This window comes from Chromobacterium piscinae (assembly GCF_021129175.1).
Lineage (GTDB): Bacteria > Pseudomonadota > Gammaproteobacteria > Burkholderiales > Chromobacteriaceae > Chromobacterium > Chromobacterium piscinae.
Map to the genome: position 1 here is coordinate 55,005 of NZ_JAJOHV010000003.1, position 19,885 is coordinate 74,889.

General features: G+C 61.6%; 18 protein-coding genes and 2 riboswitches. Of the genes, 13 read left to right on the forward strand and 5 right to left on the reverse strand.

Annotation, left to right across the window (positions count from 1 at the left end; translation table 11 throughout):
* Window positions 1–26 precede the first annotated feature (26 nt).
* The 4 genes from cheZ to LQR33_RS00765 are packed head-to-tail and all read right to left on the reverse strand — an operon-like array spanning window position 27 to window position 3,217.
* Window positions 27–785, reverse strand: coding sequence for a protein phosphatase CheZ (gene cheZ, locus LQR33_RS00750; RefSeq protein ID WP_166437940.1), 759 nt, complete (start codon window positions 783–785; stop codon window positions 27–29).
* Between the two features lie 50 nt (window positions 786–835).
* On the reverse strand, window positions 836–1,231 hold the full coding sequence (cheY, locus tag LQR33_RS00755; protein ID WP_021478560.1) for a chemotaxis response regulator CheY: 396 nt from the start codon (window positions 1,229–1,231) through the stop codon (window positions 836–838).
* Between the two features lie 51 nt (window positions 1,232–1,282).
* Complete coding sequence (locus LQR33_RS00760; protein ID WP_166437941.1) at window positions 1,283–2,224, reverse strand: chemotaxis protein; 942 nt, start codon at window positions 2,222–2,224, stop codon at window positions 1,283–1,285.
* Between the two features lie 39 nt (window positions 2,225–2,263).
* Window positions 2,264–3,217 carry a chemotaxis protein gene (locus tag LQR33_RS00765; protein ID WP_021478562.1) on the reverse strand — a complete coding sequence of 318 codons (954 nt, stop codon included), beginning with the start codon at window positions 3,215–3,217 and terminating at the stop codon, window positions 2,264–2,266.
* 177 nt (window positions 3,218–3,394) lie between these two features.
* On the opposite strand from LQR33_RS00765, the gene LQR33_RS00770 reads away from it, so the two are divergent.
* The 9 genes from LQR33_RS00770 to cheD all read left to right on the forward strand — a co-directional run bounded on the left by LQR33_RS00770 (window position 3,395) and on the right by cheD (window position 14,856).
* Window positions 3,395–4,552 carry a sensor histidine kinase gene (locus LQR33_RS00770; RefSeq protein WP_231179192.1) on the forward strand — a complete coding sequence of 386 codons (1,158 nt, stop codon included), beginning with the start codon at window positions 3,395–3,397 and terminating at the stop codon, window positions 4,550–4,552.
* Window positions 4,553–4,608: 56 nt separating this feature from the next.
* Window positions 4,609–4,923, forward strand: coding sequence for an STAS domain-containing protein (locus tag LQR33_RS00775; RefSeq protein ID WP_231179191.1), 315 nt, complete (start codon window positions 4,609–4,611; stop codon window positions 4,921–4,923).
* Between the two features lie 517 nt (window positions 4,924–5,440).
* Entirely contained in the window at window positions 5,441–5,806 is a 366-nt protein-coding gene (locus LQR33_RS00780; protein WP_166437942.1) for a response regulator, read from the forward strand.
* Between the two features lie 27 nt (window positions 5,807–5,833).
* Window positions 5,834–8,089, forward strand: coding sequence for a chemotaxis protein CheW (locus LQR33_RS00785; protein ID WP_231467027.1), 2,256 nt, complete (start codon window positions 5,834–5,836; stop codon window positions 8,087–8,089).
* A 16-nt stretch (window positions 8,090–8,105) separates the two neighbouring features.
* Window positions 8,106–8,606, forward strand: a complete 501-nt coding sequence (locus tag LQR33_RS00790) for a chemotaxis protein CheW (RefSeq protein ID WP_166437944.1) — start codon at window positions 8,106–8,108, stop codon at window positions 8,604–8,606.
* Between the two features lie 27 nt (window positions 8,607–8,633).
* Window positions 8,634–12,260, forward strand: coding sequence for a methyl-accepting chemotaxis protein (locus LQR33_RS24295; protein ID WP_331275376.1), 3,627 nt, complete (start codon window positions 8,634–8,636; stop codon window positions 12,258–12,260).
* Window positions 12,261–12,320: 60 nt separating this feature from the next.
* Window positions 12,321–13,175: a CheR family methyltransferase gene (locus LQR33_RS00805; RefSeq protein WP_221664321.1), complete on the forward strand. Its 855-nt coding sequence runs from the start codon at window positions 12,321–12,323 to the stop codon at window positions 13,173–13,175.
* On the forward strand, window positions 13,172–14,248 hold the full coding sequence (locus LQR33_RS00810) for a protein-glutamate methylesterase/protein-glutamine glutaminase (RefSeq protein ID WP_231467029.1): 1,077 nt from the start codon (window positions 13,172–13,174) through the stop codon (window positions 14,246–14,248). Before LQR33_RS00805 ends, LQR33_RS00810 begins: the two co-directional genes overlap by 4 nt.
* The gene (gene cheD / locus LQR33_RS00815; RefSeq protein WP_231467031.1) at window positions 14,245–14,856 is read left to right on the forward strand and encodes a chemoreceptor glutamine deamidase CheD; all 612 of its coding nucleotides are present in this window, start codon (window positions 14,245–14,247) and stop codon (window positions 14,854–14,856) included. Before LQR33_RS00810 ends, cheD begins: the two co-directional genes overlap by 4 nt.
* Before the next feature lie 68 nt (window positions 14,857–14,924).
* Here the strand turns inward: cheD and fdxA are convergent, their stop codons facing one another.
* Window positions 14,925–15,248 (reverse strand): ferredoxin FdxA, encoded by a 324-nt coding sequence (fdxA, locus tag LQR33_RS00820; RefSeq protein ID WP_021478572.1) that lies wholly within the window; start codon window positions 15,246–15,248, stop codon window positions 14,925–14,927.
* Window positions 15,249–15,352: 104 nt separating this feature from the next.
* Here fdxA and gluQRS point away from each other — a divergent pair, with 104 nt between their 5' ends.
* The 4 genes from gluQRS to gcvH all read left to right on the forward strand — a co-directional run bounded on the left by gluQRS (window position 15,353) and on the right by gcvH (window position 19,811).
* Window positions 15,353–16,237, forward strand: a complete 885-nt coding sequence (gluQRS, locus tag LQR33_RS00825) for a tRNA glutamyl-Q(34) synthetase GluQRS (RefSeq protein ID WP_231467081.1) — start codon at window positions 15,353–15,355, stop codon at window positions 16,235–16,237.
* A gap of 333 nt (window positions 16,238–16,570) precedes the next feature.
* On the forward strand, window positions 16,571–17,854 hold the full coding sequence (locus LQR33_RS00830; RefSeq protein WP_166437948.1) for an amino acid permease: 1,284 nt from the start codon (window positions 16,571–16,573) through the stop codon (window positions 17,852–17,854).
* A gap of 173 nt (window positions 17,855–18,027) precedes the next feature.
* Window positions 18,028–18,118: riboswitch (glycine riboswitch) on the forward strand.
* Between the two features lie 13 nt (window positions 18,119–18,131).
* Window positions 18,132–18,230, forward strand: a riboswitch (glycine riboswitch).
* 41 nt (window positions 18,231–18,271) lie between these two features.
* The gene (gene gcvT, locus LQR33_RS00835; RefSeq protein ID WP_166437949.1) at window positions 18,272–19,360 is read left to right on the forward strand and encodes a glycine cleavage system aminomethyltransferase GcvT; all 1,089 of its coding nucleotides are present in this window, start codon (window positions 18,272–18,274) and stop codon (window positions 19,358–19,360) included.
* Between the two features lie 64 nt (window positions 19,361–19,424).
* Window positions 19,425–19,811 carry a glycine cleavage system protein GcvH gene (gene gcvH, locus LQR33_RS00840; RefSeq protein ID WP_021478577.1) on the forward strand — a complete coding sequence of 129 codons (387 nt, stop codon included), beginning with the start codon at window positions 19,425–19,427 and terminating at the stop codon, window positions 19,809–19,811.
* Window positions 19,812–19,885 lie beyond the last annotated feature (74 nt).

Genomic DNA, 19,885 nt, shown 5'->3' on the forward strand with positions numbered 1-19,885 from the left:
TTCTGCGTTGTCTTGCTTGCGTTGCTTTAGAAGCCCAGGCTTTCCAGCAGGTCGTCCACTTGCTGCTGGCTGTTGACCACATCGGTCCTGCCTTCCGGGTTGATGACCGGGCCGTTGAGCAGGCTGGTATTCAGCTCTCCCTTCTTTTCATCGGGGGAGAACTCAATCAGGAAGCTGACCAATTCGGTCTCCAGGATCTTGACCATGCCCATCATTTTCTTGATCACTTGACCCGTCAGGTCCTGAAAATCCTGAGCCATGACGATTTCAAGTAATTGGGCATTGGTAGCCTGAGTTTGATTGGGCACGTCTTTCAGATATTGCTGGGTTTCCGCTGCCAGATTCTTGAACTCTTCGATGCTCAGCAGATTAGCGAATAGCTTTTCCCAGCGCTCGCTTAGCGCCGTGGCCTGGCTTTCCAGCTTGTCTTGGAATGGCTTGGCGATATCGGTTGCGTTCAGCACGCGCTCGGCCGAGTTTTCGGTCAGCGTGGCGATGTAGGCCAGGCGATCTTTCGCGTCGGGAATGGTTTCAGCCACTTTTTCCAGGGACTTGTCGTAGCCCAGATCGCGAAGGGCGTCGTGCATCTTGCGGGTCATCTGTCCGATATGTTCATACATTGTCGAAGGACTGGTCTCGCTCGAGAACAATTTGGCACCAGCCTCTTCGCCTGCGGGGGCCGCAGCGGCGGGCGGTTCGGGTTCGCTACCTTGCTGCTGGGCGATGCTGTTGAACAGCGCCTCCAGTTCCGGCGAGTCTCCGTTCTCCATAATATGGTCCGGCACGTTCAATCCTCCTCAATGCAAATGCGGGCAGCTTTGTGTGATGCTGACGCTCAGGCTGGCTTGTTCATGTTCTGGAAGATTTTGCTCATCTTCTCTTCCATGGTGGCAGCGGTGAACGGTTTTACGATGTAGCCGCTGGCGCCGGCCATGGCTGCCTCAATGATGTTTTCTCTCTTGGCTTCGGCAGTAATCATCATGAACGGCAGATGCTTCAGCTGCGGGTCTGCCCGCACGGCCTTGAGGAGCTCGATACCCGTCATATTGGGCATGTTCCAATCGGAGACGACGAAGTCGAAGCTTTGGGTTTTCAGCTTATGCAACGCGACCTGGCCGTCTTCGGCCTCGTCGACGTTGGTAAAACCCAATTCTTTCAGCAGGTTGCGGACGATTCTGCGCATGGTGGAGAAGTCGTCCACGACCAGGAATCGCATATTCTTGTCTGACATCGAGGTATATCCTAAATTATCTATGTTCCATCAAGGCGCACATTGTAGCGACTACCTTTGCAGGAATGGAATCAAAGTTTCTGCCAGTACGCCCGGGTCGAACTTGGCAACGTAGGAATCCACCCCGACACTGGAGCCCATCGCGCGGTTGGCGTTGGACGACAGCGACGAGTGCATGATCACCGGAATGCCCTTGAAGCGCTGATCGGATTTGATCAGCTTGGTCAGCACGTAGCCGTCCATTTCCGGCATTTCGGCATCCACCAGAATGATTTTCAGGTAGTCGTGCAGGCATTCTCCATCGGCCCAGTTTCGGCCAGCCAGTACCTGCAGGCGATCCCAGGCTTCCCGGCCGTTGGTCGCTTGCTGGAATTTGATGCCCATCTTTTCCAGCACGCCGGTGATTTCCTTGCGGGCCACCACCGAGTCGTCGACGAAGAAGATGTACTGGTCGATTTCTAGCTGGGCGGTGGGCACGTCGGGCAGCCGTGGCTCGCCGACTACGCTGGCCAGAATCTGCTCTACGTCCAGAATGGAAACCAGTTTGCCGTTTTCCAGTTCGGTGACCGCGGTGATCAGGTTCTGATTGGTGCCGGCGGCCGCCATGATGTTTTCTGGCGCGCGCACCTTGTCCCAGTCGACACGGATGATGCGGTCAACCGAGTCAACCAGGAAGGCCTGGGTGCTTTTGTTGAACTCGGTGACGATCATCGTGTCGAACTTGCTGCCGCCGTGGTCATGGCCGATGAACTTGGCCAGCGAGATCACCGGGATGATATTGCCGCGCAACGACAGCACGCCTTCCACCCCGAACGGCATATTGGGCGTCTTGGTGATGGTCGGCGTCTGCGAGACTTCGCGCACCTTGAACACATTGATGCCGAATGTTTCGCGCGTTCCCAGCGAGAACAGCAGAATCTCCATCTTGTTGGAGCCGGCTAGCTTGGTCCTGGCGTCAACACTGGCGAGCAAGGAGGCGTCGGTGCTAGGCATGTCGTATCCCTATCCCTTGAAAATCTTGAAGAAGGCCTGTTAGTTGCTGGGTTCCAGTTTCAGCATCTGGCGCAGCTTGCTGGCGAGCTTCTGCGGTTCGAACTTCGATACGTAGGCGTCCACGCCGACGGATTCGCCCAGTTTTTGGTTGGACGAACCGGAAAGCGACGAGTGCATCAGCACTGGAATGCCGGCAAATCGCGGGTCGCTCTTGATCATCTTGGTCAGCATATAGCCGTCCATCTCAGGCATTTCCACGTCGGTCAGCACCAAGTGCAGCTCGTCGGACAGCTTGCGTCCGGCGGCCTCTGCTTGCTGGGCCATCTTCTGGAGGTCCTCCCAGCCGCGCATGCCGTTGATCGCCGAGGTATAGCGGATGTTCATTACTTCCAGCGTGCGTTCGATCTGCTTGCGGGCGACTGCGCTGTCGTCGGCGAAGAAGATACGGCGGTCTTCCTTGACCGGCTCAATATTGATGAAGCTGTGGCCGTCGTCGATGATGCTGGTTTCCGCCAACACCTTTTCCACGTCCATCATCATCACCAGCGTGCCGTTGTCCAGCTCGGTGACGGCCGTCACCAGGCCGGCCATGCGGTTGGTGATCATGTCCGGCGGCACGCGCATCGCAGACCAGTCTAGACGCAGAATGGTGTCCACCGCTTCGACCAGAAAGCCCTGGGTATGGCCGTTGTACTCGGTGACGATCATGATTTCCGGCCGATTGCTGGTCACGATACCGGAGTATTTGGCCAAGTCGATCACGGGTACCAGCGCGCCACGCAGGCTGACCATGCCTTCCACCGAGGATGGCATTTCCGGAGCGGAGGTGATCTCCGGGGTGCGCATCACTTCGCGGACCTTGAATACGTTGATACCAAAAATTTCTTTGCGACCAGTGCGCTGGTCATGCCCCAAGGAAAACAGAAGGATTTCCAGCTTGTTGGTGCCTGCCAGTTTGGTTCTGGCGTCGATTTTTTTGAGAAGCTCTGACACAGAAACCTCCACAGCATCTTTTGGAATGGCGCACTACTTCCCTTTATACGCCAGATATTGGTTTTTCCCGTTTTTTTTTGCTCTTGGCGACGTCAACTGCATGTTGGCGCGCTATGGGCTGATCATTATCATACCGTTTAAGTGGTTTTTACAAATGACAGTGAAGCGATGCCTACTATGGTTTCAAGCCTGAAGGATCAGCAGCAGCTCGAGGCCGCGTTCGAGCAATTCAATGCGGTTTCTAGTCAACTCATTGATGCATATAGACAACTTGAGGTCCAGGTCAATGTTTTGAACGCCCAGTTGGATGAAGCGAACAGTCAGTTGCGAAAACAGCGCGACGAGAACGCCGAGCTCGCCGAACGACTGGCGTCGCTGCTCAAAATGCTGCCCGCAGGCGTGGTGGAGCTATCGCCAGAGGGTAAGGTGATCGCCGAGAATCTGGCAGCGGAGTCTCTGTTAAGTGGTTGTTATATAGGAGAGAAATGGGAGATTTTGCTGGAGAGACTGCTTAGTCAGGAGGCCGATGGAAGCTTCGCGCAGGGCGGCGATGGCGAGCCTAGGCGTTTGACGCTGCAGTATCAGGATCTGCCGGCGTCGGGTGGACGGATTGTGCTTATTCACGACGTGACTCGGCTGCATCAGCTCAATAGCGAGCTTGCCCAGCAGCAGAATCTGGCGTCGATGGGCAGCATGGCGGCATCTCTGGCGCATCAGCTGCGGACGCCGCTGGCCAGCGCGATGTTGTATACGGCCAACTTGAAGCAGGATATTCCCCGCCCGGAAGACCGGGCGCGCTTTGTCGACAAGAGCTTGGCGCGCATGCGCGCGTTGGAAGGTTTGATCCAGAACATGCTTGGGTTTGTGCGCGGTCAGGTTTCATCGCTGGAGACGGCGAAAGTGGCCCCGCTGCTGGAGGATGTTTGCGCGGTGTTGGCGCCGCAGTGTCATGACAAAGGTGTGTTTTTTGATTGCAATCTATCCGCCGAGTCTGCCATAACGGTCTTGATAGACCGCAAGGCGCTGCAGGGGGCGTTGATCAACCTGCTGGAGAATGCTTTGCAGTTTGCGCCGTCAGGAGGAAGGGTTGGCCTGGCGGTGGTGCAGGATGGCGATGACGTCGTATTCTGCGTAGACGACGATGGCCCAGGAGTGGACGAGGCGGTCCGAGAGCGGATTTTCGAACCGTTCTTCACTCAGCGGCCCGGCGGAACGGGCCTGGGGCTGGCGATCGTGAAGAAGGTGGCTGAAGAGCTGGGGGGAAGTGTACGTTGTTACAATAAGGTGGCGGGCGGTGCCTGTTTCGAATTGAGGCTGCCGGCATCTCCGGCGTGATGCCGGATGCGTCCGTTCAATTTGTCAGCGAACCTAAGGAAAGCCGAGGACCAGTGATGAGACCGATAGTCAAAGTCGAGGGGAATGTCGGGAAGATGGTGCTGATTGGGCAGTTTGATTTCAACCTGCACAAGGAATTCCGACAAGCCAGCCAGGAACTGCTGGACACGCCCGATGTGCAGGAAATCCAGGTCGATTTCGATCAGGTGCCGTTTCTTGACAGCTCTGCGTTGGGCATGCTGCTGCTGTTGAAGGAGCGGGCTGCGGGACAGAAGAAAACGATGGTGCTGGTCAATTGCCGGGAGGCGGTGATGCAGGTTTTCGAGATCGCCTGCTTCAACAAGATGTTCACGATTCGGCCTGCTGCCTGAACATGAGCGTTGCTTGCGCCGCCGTCGGCATGCTCGCGCGGCGCGCGAGCTTATCTTCCAAGTTTTAGCCCGGTTCGGCTCTTGGTCAGAGGCGCTTTCGGCGCGGCCAAAGCGTTCCCTCCGGCCGCGGACTTGCGGCTTTGCTTTTGCCGAGGTTTTTTTGCCCATCGCTGAGGCATGCGATCTACGTAAAACGCTTGATTTTAAGCGCCTGTTGCTTGATTCGTCCGCATTTATGGTTGATCACGTAATAAAGGCGGCAGTGGGCATGATGCGCTCGAGCCAACCGGCCATGGCTGCGGATGAATGGGCCATCTCGATGGCGCTGGGTCGATCTTTCTTTGAATATTAATGACGTCGAGCTGGCGTTTCCGCCTACCTAGCCTGGAGGTCGCCGGCAGATTCCAGACTGGGGACGCTCCCGATGCTTGGTTGCGTCGGCATGGTCGGTTCGTTGGAGGCCATGCGAGTAGGGCCATGTGTATGTCAATAGGAGTCTCTCGATAACGGGAACGCCATGTCTAAGAAAATTCTCACGGTGGACGATTCCGCATCGATTCGCCAGATGGTCAGCTTCACGCTAAAGAGCGCCGGGTATGACGTGGCCGAAGCTGCCGACGGTAACGCGGGCTTGAGCAAGGCGCAGGGCATGCAGTTCGATCTGGTTCTGACCGACCAGAACATGCCGGGTATGGATGGGCTGACGCTGATCCGTTCGCTGCGCAAGCAACCCTCCTACAATGCCACTCCCATTCTCATGTTGACCACCGAATCCAGCGACCAGATGAAGGCGTTGGGCAGAGCCGCGGGCGCCTCAGGCTGGCTGGTCAAGCCATTCGATCCGCAAAAACTGCTGGACGTTGTGAAGCGCCTGGTTGGCTAACCCGGCCATTGCCAAGAGGGGACGATTGTGACGATCGATATGTCCCAGTTTCACCAGGTATTTTTCGACGAGGCGGAGGAACATCTGGCCACGATGGAATCGCTTCTTTTGGCGATGGATGTGGCTCAGCCCGAACAAGAAGATCTTCATGCGATATTCCGCGCCGCCCATTCGATCAAGGGCGGCGCCGCCACTTTCGGCTTTACCGAAATGGCCGAACTGACCCATGTGCAGGAAAACCTGTTGGACAGGGTGCGCAAAGGGGCGATGGGACTGACCGCGGAGATGGTGGATGCTTTTCTACAGGCGAAAGACGCGCTGCAGGCGATGCTCGCCGCGTACAAGAACGGCGAGGTGCTGGACGGAGAGCAGCGGGAGGAGATCCAGCGGCGGCTGGAGGAAATCGAAAGCCAGGCGACGGATTGCGGTGCCCTCGCGCTTGAGCAGGATATTCCCCAGGAGGCAGCGTCGCTGTGGACGTTGTTTCTCGAGTTGACGCCCTTTGCCAGCCAGGATATCCGTCCTCTGCTGGCGAACCTGGCGGCGCAGGGAGATCTGACCATCGTTCAAGAGGGCCGGCTGGATGACGAGCTGCCCTGGGTGGCAGTGTTCACGTCGTCTTTGGCTGCGGACGAGGTCGCCGAGTCGCTGGCGTTCACGCTGGCGGCGGAACAGTTCAGGGTCAGCGTGGACCGTGGCGGCGAAGGCGGGGACGCATACGGTTTTTTCCTGCCGGACGACCGAGTGGAGCCGGGCGGGCGCGGGCTGCCGGGGCACGTCTCCTATATGGATGACGATGGCGGCTTCGGCTTGTTCGAGCCGCTGCCCGGATTGGATGCGCCTGGCGAGGATGCCGGATCGCGGAGGTTGGCGCAGATGGAGCAGGATGGCAGCTTCGGTTTGTTCGAACCGCGGGCCTGCCCGGAGGGAAGCGGAGCGAAGGATGTAGAAGGCGATGGCTTCGGCTTGTTCGGCGGCGCGCCTGGCGTGGGCGCCGCAAAGGAGTCTGATGCCGCATCGCCGGAGGCGAAACCGGCCGCGTCGGCGCGCCCGCAGCCGGACAAGGGCGCTGCGGCGGCGGGCGAGAATTCGATCCGGGTCAATATCGAGAAAGTCGACATGCTGCTGAACTTGGTGGGCGAGCTGGTGATTACCCAGTCCATGTTGATGCAGTCCGGCAGCGCGCTGGACCCGGTGGAGCATGAGCGCTTGCTCAATGGCATCAGTTCCCTGCAGCGCAACTCGCGCGAATTGCAGGAGGCCGTGATGTCCATCCGCATGACGCCGATCGCCTTTGTGTTCAATCGTTTTCCGCGCGTAGTCCGCGATCTGGCGGGCAAGCTGGGGAAGCAGATCGATCTGAAAATGGTGGGAGAGAACACCGAGCTGGACAAAGGCTTCATCGAAAAACTATCTGATCCTTTGACCCACCTGGTGCGAAACAGCCTGGACCACGGCATCGAGTCGCCGGACGCGCGGGTGGCCAAGGGCAAGCCGCCAGCCGGGCGGCTGACGCTACGAGCCTTCCATCAAGGCGGCAGCATCGTGATCGAGGTAAGCGACGACGGTGCGGGACTCAACCGCGAACGCATCCTGGCCAAGGCGCGCGAGCGGGGCATGCCGGTCAGCGACAATATGTCCGATGCCGAAGTGTGGGGGCTGATCTTCGAGGCGGGCTTTTCCACTGCGGCCGAGGTGACCGACGTGTCCGGCCGCGGCGTGGGCATGGACGTGGTCAAGCGCAATATCCAGAACATGGGCGGCCGGATCGAGATCGACTCCATGGCCGACGTCGGCACCACGATGAGCATACGCCTGCCGTTGACGCTGGCGATCATGGACGGCATGTCGGTGAGGGTCGGGCACGAGATTTACGTGTTGCCGCTGGGTTTCATCCTGGAGTCGCTGCAGCCGGAGCCGGCGGCGATCAAGACGGTGGCCGGGCGCGGCGAGGTGGTGCACATCCGCGGCGAATACTTGCCCATCGTCGCGCTGGGGCGGTATTTCAATGTGGGCACGGCCAGGCAGCGGGCTGACGAGGGCATTCTGGTAATCGTGGAGGCGTCCGGCGCCAGGGTGGCCTTGCTGGTGGACGATCTGATCGGGCAGCAGCAGTTCGTGGTCAAGAATCTGGAAACCAACTACCGCAAGGTGGATGGCTTGTCCGGTGCCACGATACTGGGGGATGGACAGGTGGCGCTAATCCTCGACATCTCCACGATAGCCCGCAGCAATGGCGGCTCGCGCGGATCGGCCGCGCAGATGGCGGCCATCGTCGAATGACAGCCGGAGACGAGATATGCAACTGGACAATCTGAGCGATGCCCAGGCGAGGGGTGAAGGAGCCCGGGAGCTGCTGGTGTTCACGCTGGGCGACGAGGAGTATGGGCTAGACATCCTCAAAGTGCAGGAGATACGCGGCTACGACACGGTCACCCGCATCGCCAACGCGCCGGAGTTCATCAAGGGCGTGATCAATCTGCGCGGCAGCATCGTGCCCATCGTCGATCTGCGCCTCAAGTTCGGCCTGGGCGAACCGCATTACAACGAATTCACCGTGGTGATCATCCTCAATATCGGCAAGCGCACGGTCGGCATCGTGGTGGACGGCGTGTCCGATGTGATCCAGTTGAGCGAGGAAGCCATGCGCGCGCCGCCGGAATTCGGCTCCACCGTCGATACCGCTTATATCGAGGGGCTGGGCACGGTGGGGGAGCAGATGATCATCGTTGTCGATATCGAGCGTCTGATGCGCAGCGAGGAAATGGCGCTGACCGACGAAGTGGCTGCCCGGGCCTGAGGCCGGGTACCGAGTAGGGAGGAGAGCATGAGCGACATCAAGTTGAAGCAGCAGTTGACGCTGGGTATCGGCTTGCTGATGGTGGCGATGGCGGCTGCCCTGTATCTCGCCCAGGCGCAGTTGCATCGCCTGCAGGGCGCGGCCGACGATCTGGCCGGCGGCCAGGCGGCCCGGATCAGTCAGTTGGCGCTGGCCGGCCAGGCCCAGCAGGCATCGCAGCTGCTGGTGAGGCAGCTGGGCGGCTTGTTGCCCGAGGCCGCGCTGCCGGCGCAGCGCGCGGCTCAAGCGCCGCTGGACAATGCGCTGGACGGCGTGACCGGGCGTCTCAACAGCCTGTCGGCGCATGCTTCTGCCGACGCCAAGGCGCGGCTGGACGCCGCCCGCAATCTCGATGGCCCGCTGCGCAACCAGATCGCCGCCTATCGCCAGTTGCTGGCGGGAGGGCGGGGAGAAGAGGCGAGCGGCTACCTGTCGGCCACGCTGTGGCCGGCGGCGCTCAAATACCAGGACGCGATCGGCCAGTACGCTCGCTTCGAAGGCGAGCAGGCGGCGAACGCCGCGCCCGAGGGCGATGCCGTTTCCGCCGGGATGATAAGCAACGAGTTGATCAGCATGGGCGCCGCGCTGCTGTTGCTGGCAGCCGCGCTGGCCTGGCTGTTGCGCCGCGCGCTGGACCGCCAGTTCGGCGGCGATCCGCAGCTGCTGGCCGCCGTGTTGCGCGAGCTGGCCGACGGCGAAGTCCGTACCGAATTCCGGGTGCGGCCGGACGACAGGAGCAGCCTGCTCGCCTGTCTGGCCGAGGTGGTCGCGCATGCCCGGGAAAACCTGAGAGTGCGCAACGCGCTGGATGTCTGCACCACCAATGTGATGATCGCGGACGACAACCACCAAGTGGTGTACGCCAACCGCGCGGTGCTGGACATGTTCCAACAGGCGGAGTCCGACATCCGCCAGGAATTGCCGCAGTTTTCCGCCCGGGCCATTCTGGGCAGCAATATCGACAACTTCCACCGCAATCCCTCTTATCAGCGCGGGATGTTGCAGCAGCTGGACGGCACCCATCGGGGCACCATCAGGGTGGGAGGGCGCACCTTCAGCCTGGTGCTGACGCCTATTCGCGATGGCCAGAACCGCAAATTGGGCTCGGTGGTGGAGTGGTTGGATACCACTCGGGAGCTGGAGTTGAAGGCCGCCGAGGAGGCCCGCCTCGCCGCCGACCGGCGCGCGGCTGCGGAAAACGCCCGCATCCGCAGCGCGCTGGATGTTTGCACCACCAATGTGATGATCGCAGACGAGGACCATTGCATCATCTATACCAACCAGTCGGTGCTGAAAATGTTCCAGCAGGCGGAGGCAGACATCCGCCGCGATATCCCCCGTTTCTCGGTTACGGGGTTGATCGGCAGCAATATCGACGATTTCCACAAGAACCCATCGTACCAGCGGGGCCTGCTGCAGCAGGTGAGGGAGACGCACCGCTCGTCCATCACCGTAGGCGGCCGCACCTTCGGCCTGATTCTGACCCCCATCGTCGGCTCAAGGGGAGAGCGCCTGGGGGATGTGGTGGAGTGGCAGGACAATACCGAGATGCTAAGGCTGAAGCGCGAGGCCGACCTGCGCGCCGACAAGGAAAGCAAGCTGGCGGCTGAGAACGCCCGCATCCGTAGCGCGCTGGACGTCTGCACCACCAATGTGATGATCGCGGACGAAACTCATCACATCATCTACGCTAATCAGGCTGTGCTGAGAATGTTCCAGCAGGCGGAAACCGACATCCGGCGCGAGATCCCCCGCTTCTCGGCTGCAGGGCTGCTGGGCGGCAAGATAGACGAATTCCACAAGAATCCATCTTATCAGCATGGCGTGTTGCAGCAGGTCAGAAGCACGCACCGCTCGTCCATCGTGGTCGGGGGACGGACTTTCAGCTTGATTCTGTCGCCCATCGTCAATGCCGAGGGCGAGCGGCTGGGCGCGGTGGTCGAGTGGCAGGACAATACCGAGACGCTGCGGCTGCAAGAGGAGGCCGATGCCAAGGCCGTCGAGGTCGCCCGCGTCGCGAGCGAGAACGCGCGCATCCGCAGCGCGCTCGACAACTGCACCACCAATGTGATGATCGCCGACAACGAACGCAAGATCATCTACATGAACCACAGCGTCACCGACATGCTGCGCGGGGTGGAGTCGGACTTGCGCAAGGCGCTGCCCAATTTCGATGTGCGCCGGCTGATAGGCGCCAGCATCGACGAATTCCATAAGAGCCCGGCCCATCAGCGCGAGCTGCTGGCCAATTTGCGCTCCACCTATCGCACTGAAATCCAGGTGGCGGGCAGGACCTTCTCGCTGGTGGCCAATCCGGTGTTCGACGCCGACGGCGAGCGCCTTGGGTCGGTGGTGGAGTGGAAGGATCGCACCGCCGAGGTGGATATCGAGCGCGAGGTGTCGGAGATCGTCAGGGCAGCGTCGGCGGGCGAGTTCGGCAAGCGGATCGCAGCGGAAGGCAAGCAGGGCTTCTTCCGGTTGCTGGGAGAGGGCATCAACCAGTTGCTGGATGTCACCAGCCGCGGCCTGAACGATATCGCCAACGTGCTGGGCGCGCTGGCCGGCGGCGATCTGACCAAGACCATCCATTCCGATTACGACGGCCTGTTCGGCCAGTTGAAGACGGACAGCAATGCAACGGTGGAGCGTTTGTTGGAGATCGTCACCAACATCAAGGACTCCACCGACGCGATCAACACCGCGGCCAAGGAAATCGCCGCGGGCAACTCCAATCTGTCCAACCGCACCGAACAGCAGGCTGCCAGTCTGGAGCAGACGGCCTCCAGCATGGAGGAGATCACCAGCACTGTTAAACAGAACGCGGAAAACGCCAGGAAGGCCAATTCGCTGGCCACCGGCGCGTCGGACATCGCCGCGCGGGGCGGCAAGGTGGTCGGCGACGTGGTGTCGACGATGAACGAGATCAACGAGAGCGCGAAGAAGATCGTCGACATCATCAGCGTGATCGACGGCATCGCGTTCCAGACCAATATTCTGGCGCTGAATGCCGCGGTGGAGGCCGCGCGGGCCGGCGAGCAGGGCCGCGGCTTCGCGGTGGTGGCGAGCGAGGTGCGTAACCTGGCCCAGCGTTCCGCGGCCGCGGCCAAGGAGATCAAGTCGCTGATCGGCAATTCGGTGGACAAGGTGGAGTCCGGCAGCCGGCTGGTGGATGAAGCCGGCCGCACGATGAACGAGATCGTGGTGTCGATCCGCCGCGTCGCCGACATCATGAGCGATATTTCGGCGGCGTCGATGGAGCAGAGCTCCGGCATCGAGCAAGTCAATCTCGCCGTCACCCAGATGGACGAGAACACCCAGAAAAACGCGGCGCTGGTCGAGCAGGCGGCGGCGGCGGCGGAGTCGCTGGAGGAGCAGGCCCGTTATCTGTCCGACGCGGTGGCGGTGTTCAAACTGGATGACAAGCCGCAGCATGGCAGGCCGCCCGTATCCAAGCCGGCTCCGCGCCCGGCGGGCGGAGCCCTGCCTCAGGTAGGTTTGGCCGGAGAGCTGGAGCGCAAGGCCAGCCAGCATCCAGGCCGCTACCAGATCAAGCCCAAGGTGGTTGAGCCGATCCAGCCGCAAAAAGACGGCGAAGACGGCTGGGAAGAGTTCTGAGGACGGGCTGGACATGGGAAGCGCAGCCGCAGTGATGGCGGTTGCGCCAGGGGGCGCGGAATGGCCGACGAAACGGAACTCAAGTTCACCCGTAACGACTTCAAGCGGGTTCGCGAGATGATCTATCAGCGGGTAGGCATTTCGCTCAGCGATTCCAAGACCCATATGGCGTACGCCCGGCTGTCCAAGCGGGTACGTTCACGCGGGCTGCGCAGCTTTTCCGACTATCTGGATTTGCTGCAGAGCAGTGAGGAAAGCGATGAGTGGCAAGGTTTCATCAATGCGCTGACCACCAATCTGACCTCGTTCTTCCGCGAGTCCCATCATTTCGATATTTTGCGCGAGCACGCCAGGGCGCGCCGGAAGCCCGGTGAAACGTTCCGGGTATGGAGCGCGGCGTCGTCCACCGGGGAGGAGCCGTACTCGATCGCGATCACCTTGCTCGAGCTGTGGCGGGAGGCCGGCGGAGGGACCTTCCAGCTGCTGGCGTCCGATATCGATACTAATGTGCTGCAGCAGGCGGCGCACGGCATCTATGCCAGGGAGCGGGCCGAGAAGGTGTCCGGCGCCCAGCTCCAGCGATATTTCGACAAGGGAGTGGGCCGCAACGAAGGCTTGATCCGGCTCAAGCGGCAGGTGAGAGAGGCGGTGTCCTTCTTCCAGTTCAACCTGGTGGCGCCAAGCTGGCCGGACATCGGCCGCTTCGACGCGATCTTCTGCCGCAATGTGATGATCTATTTCGACAAGCCCACCCAGGCCGGCATTCTGAGCCGGATGGCAGCCTGTCTGCGGCCGGATGGCTTGCTGATGCTCGGACACTCGGAAAACATCACGCACCTGACCGACGCCTATGCCGGCTGCGGCAGAACCACCTACCGGCTGGCGTACCCTGACGGAGGGGAGGAGGGCGGATGAGCGCTGCGGGCAGGAAGATAAGAGTGGTGGTGGTCGATGATTCGGCGCTGGTGCGCAGCCTGCTGACCGCCATCGTCAACGAGGCGCCGGACATGGAGGTGGCGGCGACGGCGGCCGATCCCATCATCGCCCGGGAAAAAATACGGGAAACCAGTCCCGACGTGGTGACGCTGGATGTGGAAATGCCGCGGATGGACGGGCTGGAATTCCTGCGCCGCCTGATGCGGCTGAGGCCGACGCCGGTGCTGATGATCTCGTCCTTTACCGACGCGGGATCGGAAACCACGCTCGCAGCGCTTGAGATCGGCGCCGTCGACTTCATCCATAAACCGGCTAACGACATCGCGCGGCATATGCAGGAGTACGCCGAGGAAATACGCGAGAAGATCAGGACGGCCGCCGCGGCCCGGTTGAGGCAGCCAAGCCGATTCCTCCAGCCGGGACCGGCGAGGCGTATGGGCATGGCCGCGCTGCTGAGAAAGGACGTGCTGGTATTCGTCGGGGCCTCTACCGGAGGAACCGAGGCGATCAAGGACTTTCTGATGGGCATGCCGGCCGATGGACCGCCCATTCTGATCGTTCAGCATATGCCCGAGCACTTTACTTTCACTTTTGCGATGCGGCTGGACCGGCTGTGCCCGATACGGGTAAAGGAGGCGGAGGATGGAGAAGCGGTGAAGCCGGGGGTCGCCTACATCGCGCCTGGTCATTCACATATGCGGGTGGCACCGGCCGCCGGCGGCGGCTTCCGGATCGCGCTGGACCAGGGGGAAAAGGTCAACCGCCACCGGCCGGCGGTAGACCCTTTGTTCGAGTCCGCGGCCAGACTGCTGGGCAAGAAGGCCATCGGCGTGATCCTCACTGGCATGGGCAAGGACGGAGCGGAAGGCTTGTTGCAGATGCGCCACGCCGGTGCCGCCACCTTCGGGCAGGATGAAGCCAGCTGTGTGGTATATGGCATGCCGCGCGAAGCGTTCAAGATAGGCGCGGTGATGCATGTGCATCCTTTGAGCCGGTTGGCGGAAAAGGTGGTCGAGCGCCTGCAGGGCCACGCCGAAGGGGCGATTACATGAGCCATGCCGATCCGGCGCCCAGCTACAGCCACCAGTACTACGACAAGCATTTCCAGATCATGGCGGTCAAGGTGTTTCCCGGCGAGTACCACGCCACCAACCAGCCCAGACTGCTGATGACGTTGCTGGGTTCCTGCGTGTCAGTCTGTTTGAGCGATCGCCTTTCCGGCGTGGCCGGCATGAACCACTTTCTGCTGCCCGAAGGCTCGCTGGAGCTGGGTTCCGGCGCGTCTGCCGCCCGCTTCGGCGTCAACGCGATGGAACTGCTGATCACCGACATGCAAAAGCTCGGCGCGATGCGCAACCGGCTGGAGGCCAAGATTTTCGGAGCCGGCAATGTGCTGGACGGCATGACGATGGTCAGGGTGGGGGAGCGCAACAGCCATTTCATCCGCAGCTACCTGGCCAACGAGCAGATTCCCATCTTGGCCGAGGATTTATTGGGCGAGTACGCGCGCAAAGTGTATTTCTTCACGGAGACGGGCAAGGTGCTGATCAAGAAATTGAAGCGCACCAGCGCGGCGATCAAGCAAGAGCAGCCGTATCGCGGCCGCATCGTGGATCAGAACGAAGGGGCCAGGACCGGCGACATCGATCTGTTCATCTGAGCCGGCGAGCGGGCCCTGAACGAAAAAGGCGGCCGGAAGGCCGCCTCTGGTTTTGAGCGGAATGCGGGTTAGCGTTCCAGATGAGGCAGCTTGTCCTTCACGTCGGCCCAGTCCGCGTGGTCGGGCAGCGGATCGATGCGCTCGACGATGCTCGGCCAGTTCTTGGCCAGTTCCGCATTGAGCGCGATGAATCCTTGCTGGTCCTTGGGCACGTCGTCTTCCGCGTAGATGGCGCTGACGGGGCATTCAGGCACGCATAGCGAGCAGTCGATGCACTCGTCCGGGTCTATCGCCAGGAAGTTGGGTCCTTCGCGGAAGCAGTCGACCGGGCAAACCTCGACGCAGTCGGTGTATTTGCATTTGATACAGGCATCGGTTACAACGTACGCCATTCGTGTATCCTCAGTAAGGCTGGATCGTGATTCGGGATAATCGTCATTTTAGCGGTAAATTTCCTTTCTGACGCTCCGGCAAATTCCTCAAGATGTCCAATGCGATCTACCGGGGCCGTTTCGCCCCCAGTCCCACCGGCCTGCTGCACGCGGGCTCGCTCAGCACCGCCGTCGGCAGCTACCTGGAAGCGCGCAGCCGCGGCGGCGAATGGCTGCTGCGGATGGAGGATCTGGATCCGCCACGCGAGGTGCCGGGCGCGGCCGACGACATCTTGCGCACGCTGGAAGCTTTCGGCTTCGAGTGGGACGGCGAGGTGGCGTACCAGAGCCGCCGCCATGGCTTGTACCGCGCCGCGCTGGAACGGTTGGCCGCATCTGGCCAAGCCTACGCCTGCTGCTGCACCCGCAAGGAAATCGCCGCGCATGCCCGGCGCGGCTTGGATGGCTATGTTTACCCGGGCACCTGCCGGCGCGGCTGTCCCGACGGCCGCGAGGGCCGGGCCTGGCGTTTGGCCGTGGCCGAAGGGGACGCGGTGGTGGACGACAGGCTGCAGGGCGCGTACCGGCAGGATCTGGCGCGCGATATTGGCGATTTCGTGCTGCTGCGCGCAGATGGCTTCTGGGCCTATCAACTCGCGGTGGTGGTGGACGATGCCGAGCAGGGCGTCACCGACATCGTCCGCGGCGCCGATCTGTTGGTGTCCACGCCGCGCCAGTTGGCGGTTTACGACGCGCTCGGCCTGCCCGCGCCCGGTTATTGCCACCTGCCGGTGCTGACCAACGCAGCCGGAGAGAAATTGTCCAAGCAGACGCTGGCGCCGGCGATATCGACCCGCGACGCCGCGCGGCAGTTGCGCGCGGCGCTTGAGCTGCTGGGGCATGTCCCGCCGGCAGACTGCGAGAGCCTGGACGATCTGTGGCGCTGGGCGGCGGCGAATTGGTTATTGAGCCGCGTGCCGGCCGGCCCCTTGCAACTTCCTCATTCCTGACGATTTTCCACGTGAATGACATAAGCATATGTCTGCTAACGGTTTTTTGATGAAAAAAATCGTCAATGCGACATGTTTTTACGTCAAAACTGTGTTTTAATGCGCCCTTTTTTTGGCGCGGCGGCAGGCCGCACCCGGCTGCGGCGCAGCCGAGCGTTCCGGCTTCGGCTATCTTGAAGCCATGGCCCATAGGCCTGTCGATGCGGTTTTGACTTTTTCCGCATGTCTGGCGCCGGGTGTGACTATCCCGGCGCGCGATGCTTTCGTTCCCACGGAGAGTCAGGTTTGAACGAAAACAGTTCCACTCAAAAGAAGGGCTCGCTCGGAGTCTGGATGTGCACCGCCCTGGTGGTGGGCAATATGATAGGCTCCGGCGTTTTCCTGCTGCCGGCCTCGCTGGCGCCGTTTGGCGGCGTGTCGATGCTGGGCTGGCTGCTGACCTCCTGCGGCGCCATCTGCCTGGCGCTGGTGTTCGCCCGCCTGTCGGCCATTCTGCCGCGCGAGGGCGGGCCTTACGCGTACATCCACGCGGGCTTCGGCGATTTCGCCGGCTTCTGGATCGCCTGGGGTTACTGGATCGCGCTATGGGCCGGCAACGCCGCGCTGGCGGTGGCGGCCACCAGCTATATGCAGGTGTTTTTCCCGGTATTGGGGCACAGCGAGCCGCTGGCCGGAGCGGTCGCCATCGGCCTGATCTGGATCGTCACCTGGATCAACAGCCGCGGCGCGCGCAGCTCCGGCGTGGTGGCGGTGGTGACCACGCTGCTGAAGCTGCTGCCGCTGGCGGCGGTCACCTTCATAGGCTTCTTCCATTTCCAGCCGGAAAACCTAGCATTCAATCCGCACAACAAGCCGCTGCTGTCCTCGTTGTCCGCGACGATGGCGCTGACCTTGTGGGCCTTCCTTGGCCTGGAGTCGGCGTCGGTGCCGGCCGGCGACGTGGTGGAGCCGGAGAAGACCATCCCGCGCGCCACCGTGATCGGCACTTTGCTGGCCACCGTGCTCTATATCCTGTCCACGGTGTCGCTGATGGGCCTGATGCCGGCGGATACGTTGGCGGCTTCGCAGGCGCCGTTCGCCGACGCGGCCAAACTGATGTGGGGCGACTGGGGCTACTGGCTGGTGGGCTTCGGCGCGGTGGTGTCCTGCTTCGGCGCGCTCAACGGCTGGAGCCTGATGCAGGCGCACGTGCCGGCGGCCGCGGCCAAGGATGGCCTGTTCCCCAGCCGTTTCGACCAGCGCAACGCGGCCGGCGTGCCCATCTTCGGCTTGGTGCTGTCCAGCGCGCTGGTCACCATTCTGATGGCGATGAAGTATGCCGGCGGCGACAGCGGCGTGAAGATCTTCGAGTTCATCATCCTGCTGGCCACCGCCACCACGCTGCTGCCCTACGCGTTCTGCTCGATGGCGCTGATCGCGATCATGCTGATGCGCGGCAAGGAGTTCTCGCCCAAGGATTACGTCGCGCCCGGCTTCTTCGCCGGTATCGGCTTCGTTTATTCGCTGTGGGCGCTGTACGGCTCCGGCGCCGACATCGTGATGTGGGGCATGTTGCTGTTGCTGATGGGCCTGCCCATTTATGTCTGGCAGTTGAAGGAACGGTTCGCCAGAGATTGACCGGTGTCCCGATCAGAGAAAAAGCGCAGCGCGATAGCCTGCGCTTTTTTCGTTTTCGAACCATTTTGGTGCATGAAAATGAGCGGTTTTTTTCCTTGAAAAACATTTATCCAGACTGTTTGATATAGAAATAATATTGGCTTGCCAAGGTCCGGATATTGACACCATAATCGCCGGGTCATACAGGAGAGAGCGGCTTTTCGGCCGCCGCCGAAGGCGCAAGCGCACCCGCAATCGCTCAGGCAAAAGGACTGTATTATCGGCCGGCGGCAGCCGGTTCGCGCAATCTGGAGAGCGGCGCCCGCGCGGCGTCCACCGAAGGGGCTAACGGCTTATCCGGCCGGAAAATCTCAGGTGCAGGGACAGAGGGGTGTGGTTGATAGAGGATATCCACACTTTGCTCGAAGGAACCGCGCCATGACGGCCCCGAAACGTACTCCGCTGTATGAAGCCCACCTCGCCGCCGGCGCCAAGATGGTCGATTTCGCCGGTTGGGAAATGCCCATCCATTATGGTTCCCAGCTGAAAGAGCATGAGATCGTCCGCGCCGACGCGGGCATGTTCGACGTTTCCCACATGACGGTGGTCGACATCACCGGCTCCGACGCCAAAGCCTGGCTGCAAAAACTGATCGCCAACGACGTTTCCAAGCTCGGCTTCGAGGGCAAGGCGCTGTATTCCGGCATGCTGACCCCGGAAGGCACTGTCGTCGACGACCTGATCGTCTATCTCACTTCTTATGGCTACCGCATGGTGGTCAACGCCGGCACCACCGAAAAAGACTTGGCCTGGATGGAGAGCCAGAAGGCCGGCTTCGACGTGGCGCTGAAGGTGCGCCGCGATCTGGCGATGCTGGCGGTGCAGGGCCCGCAAGCCATAGACAAAGTCTGCGCCGTGAAGCCGGAACTGGCCGACGCCATCCGCGCGCTGAAAGTATTCCAGGGCCTGCCGCAGGACGAATGGTTCTATGCCCGCACCGGCTATACCGGCGAAGACGGTCTGGAAATCATGGTTCCGGCCGATCAGGCCATCGCCTTCTTCAATCAATTGCAAGATGCCGGCGTGTCGCCCATCGGCCTGGGCGCGCGCGACACGCTGCGCCTGGAAGCCGGCATGAATCTGTACGGCCACGACATGGACGAGACCGTGTCGCCGCTGGAGGCCGGCATGGGCTGGACCATCGCCTGGGAGCCGGCCGAGCGCAAGTTCAACGGCCGCGAGGCGCTGGAGGCGCAAAAGGCCGCCGGCGTGAAGATGAAGCAGGTGGGCCTGGTGCTGGAAGGCCGCGGCGTGCTGCGCGAAGGCTTGAAGGTGGTGGTGGAGGGCGTCGGCGAAGGCGTGATCACCAGCGGCACCTTCTCGCCCACGCTGAAGCATTCCATCGCCATCGCCCGCGTGCCGGCCGCCACCGGCGCCGCCGCCCAGGTGGACCTGCGCGGCACGCTTACCGACGTCCGCGTGGTGAAGATGCCGTTCGTGCGCAACGGCAAGAAAGTTTTCGAATAATCGGGCAGCGCCTCGAGGCGACTGCCGTCACCATTGATCTGATCTTAAGCTGGAGAACTTCAAGATGAGCAACATTCCCGCCGAACTGAAATACGTCGACAGCCACGAATGGCTGCGCCTGGAAGCCGACGGTTCCGTCACCGTGGGCATCACCGCGCACGCGCAGGAATTGCTGGGCGACATCGTCTTCGTCGAGCTGCCGAAAGCCGGCGCGAATCTGGCCAAGGATGAGCAGGCCGGCGTGGTGGAGTCGGTGAAGGCCGCTTCCGACGTCTACTGTCCGATCGCCGGCGAAGTGCTCGCCGTCAACGAGGAGCTGGAAGGCGAGCCGGAACTGGCCAACAGCGATCCGTACGGCGACGGCTGGTTCTTCAAGATCAAGCCGGCCAACGCCGCGGATCTGGACGGCCTGATGGACGCCGCCGCCTACGCCAAGGAAATCGGCGCCTGATAGCCTGACCGCCCCGCCGTCGCAAGACGCCGGGGCGTTGTTTTTCCCGGCGCGGCCTCGCGCAGGCCGCCGCA

What these genes read in the sequence shown, in the direction of transcription:
- cheY (WP_021478560.1), bottom strand. Translation starts at nt 1,231, where the DNA reads ATGTCAGACAAGAATATGCGATTCCTGGTCGTGGACGACTTCTCCACC.
- LQR33_RS00760 (WP_166437941.1), bottom strand. Translation starts at nt 2,224, where the DNA reads ATGCCTAGCACCGACGCCTCCTTGCTCGCCAGTGTTGACGCCAGGACC.
- LQR33_RS00770 (WP_231179192.1), top strand. Translation starts at nt 3,395, where the DNA reads ATGGTTTCAAGCCTGAAGGATCAGCAGCAGCTCGAGGCCGCGTTCGAG.
- LQR33_RS00775 (WP_231179191.1), top strand. Translation starts at nt 4,609, where the DNA reads ATGAGACCGATAGTCAAAGTCGAGGGGAATGTCGGGAAGATGGTGCTG.
- LQR33_RS00780 (WP_166437942.1), top strand. Translation starts at nt 5,441, where the DNA reads ATGTCTAAGAAAATTCTCACGGTGGACGATTCCGCATCGATTCGCCAG.
- LQR33_RS00790 (WP_166437944.1), top strand. Translation starts at nt 8,106, where the DNA reads ATGCAACTGGACAATCTGAGCGATGCCCAGGCGAGGGGTGAAGGAGCC.
- LQR33_RS24295 (WP_331275376.1), top strand. Translation starts at nt 8,634, where the DNA reads ATGAGCGACATCAAGTTGAAGCAGCAGTTGACGCTGGGTATCGGCTTG.
- LQR33_RS00805 (WP_221664321.1), top strand. Translation starts at nt 12,321, where the DNA reads ATGGCCGACGAAACGGAACTCAAGTTCACCCGTAACGACTTCAAGCGG.
- LQR33_RS00810 (WP_231467029.1), top strand. Translation starts at nt 13,172, where the DNA reads ATGAGCGCTGCGGGCAGGAAGATAAGAGTGGTGGTGGTCGATGATTCG.
- cheD (WP_231467031.1), top strand. Translation starts at nt 14,245, where the DNA reads ATGAGCCATGCCGATCCGGCGCCCAGCTACAGCCACCAGTACTACGAC.
- fdxA (WP_021478572.1), bottom strand. Translation starts at nt 15,248, where the DNA reads ATGGCGTACGTTGTAACCGATGCCTGTATCAAATGCAAATACACCGAC.
- LQR33_RS00830 (WP_166437948.1), top strand. Translation starts at nt 16,571, where the DNA reads ATGTGCACCGCCCTGGTGGTGGGCAATATGATAGGCTCCGGCGTTTTC.
- gcvT (WP_166437949.1), top strand. Translation starts at nt 18,272, where the DNA reads ATGACGGCCCCGAAACGTACTCCGCTGTATGAAGCCCACCTCGCCGCC.
- gcvH (WP_021478577.1), top strand. Translation starts at nt 19,425, where the DNA reads ATGAGCAACATTCCCGCCGAACTGAAATACGTCGACAGCCACGAATGG.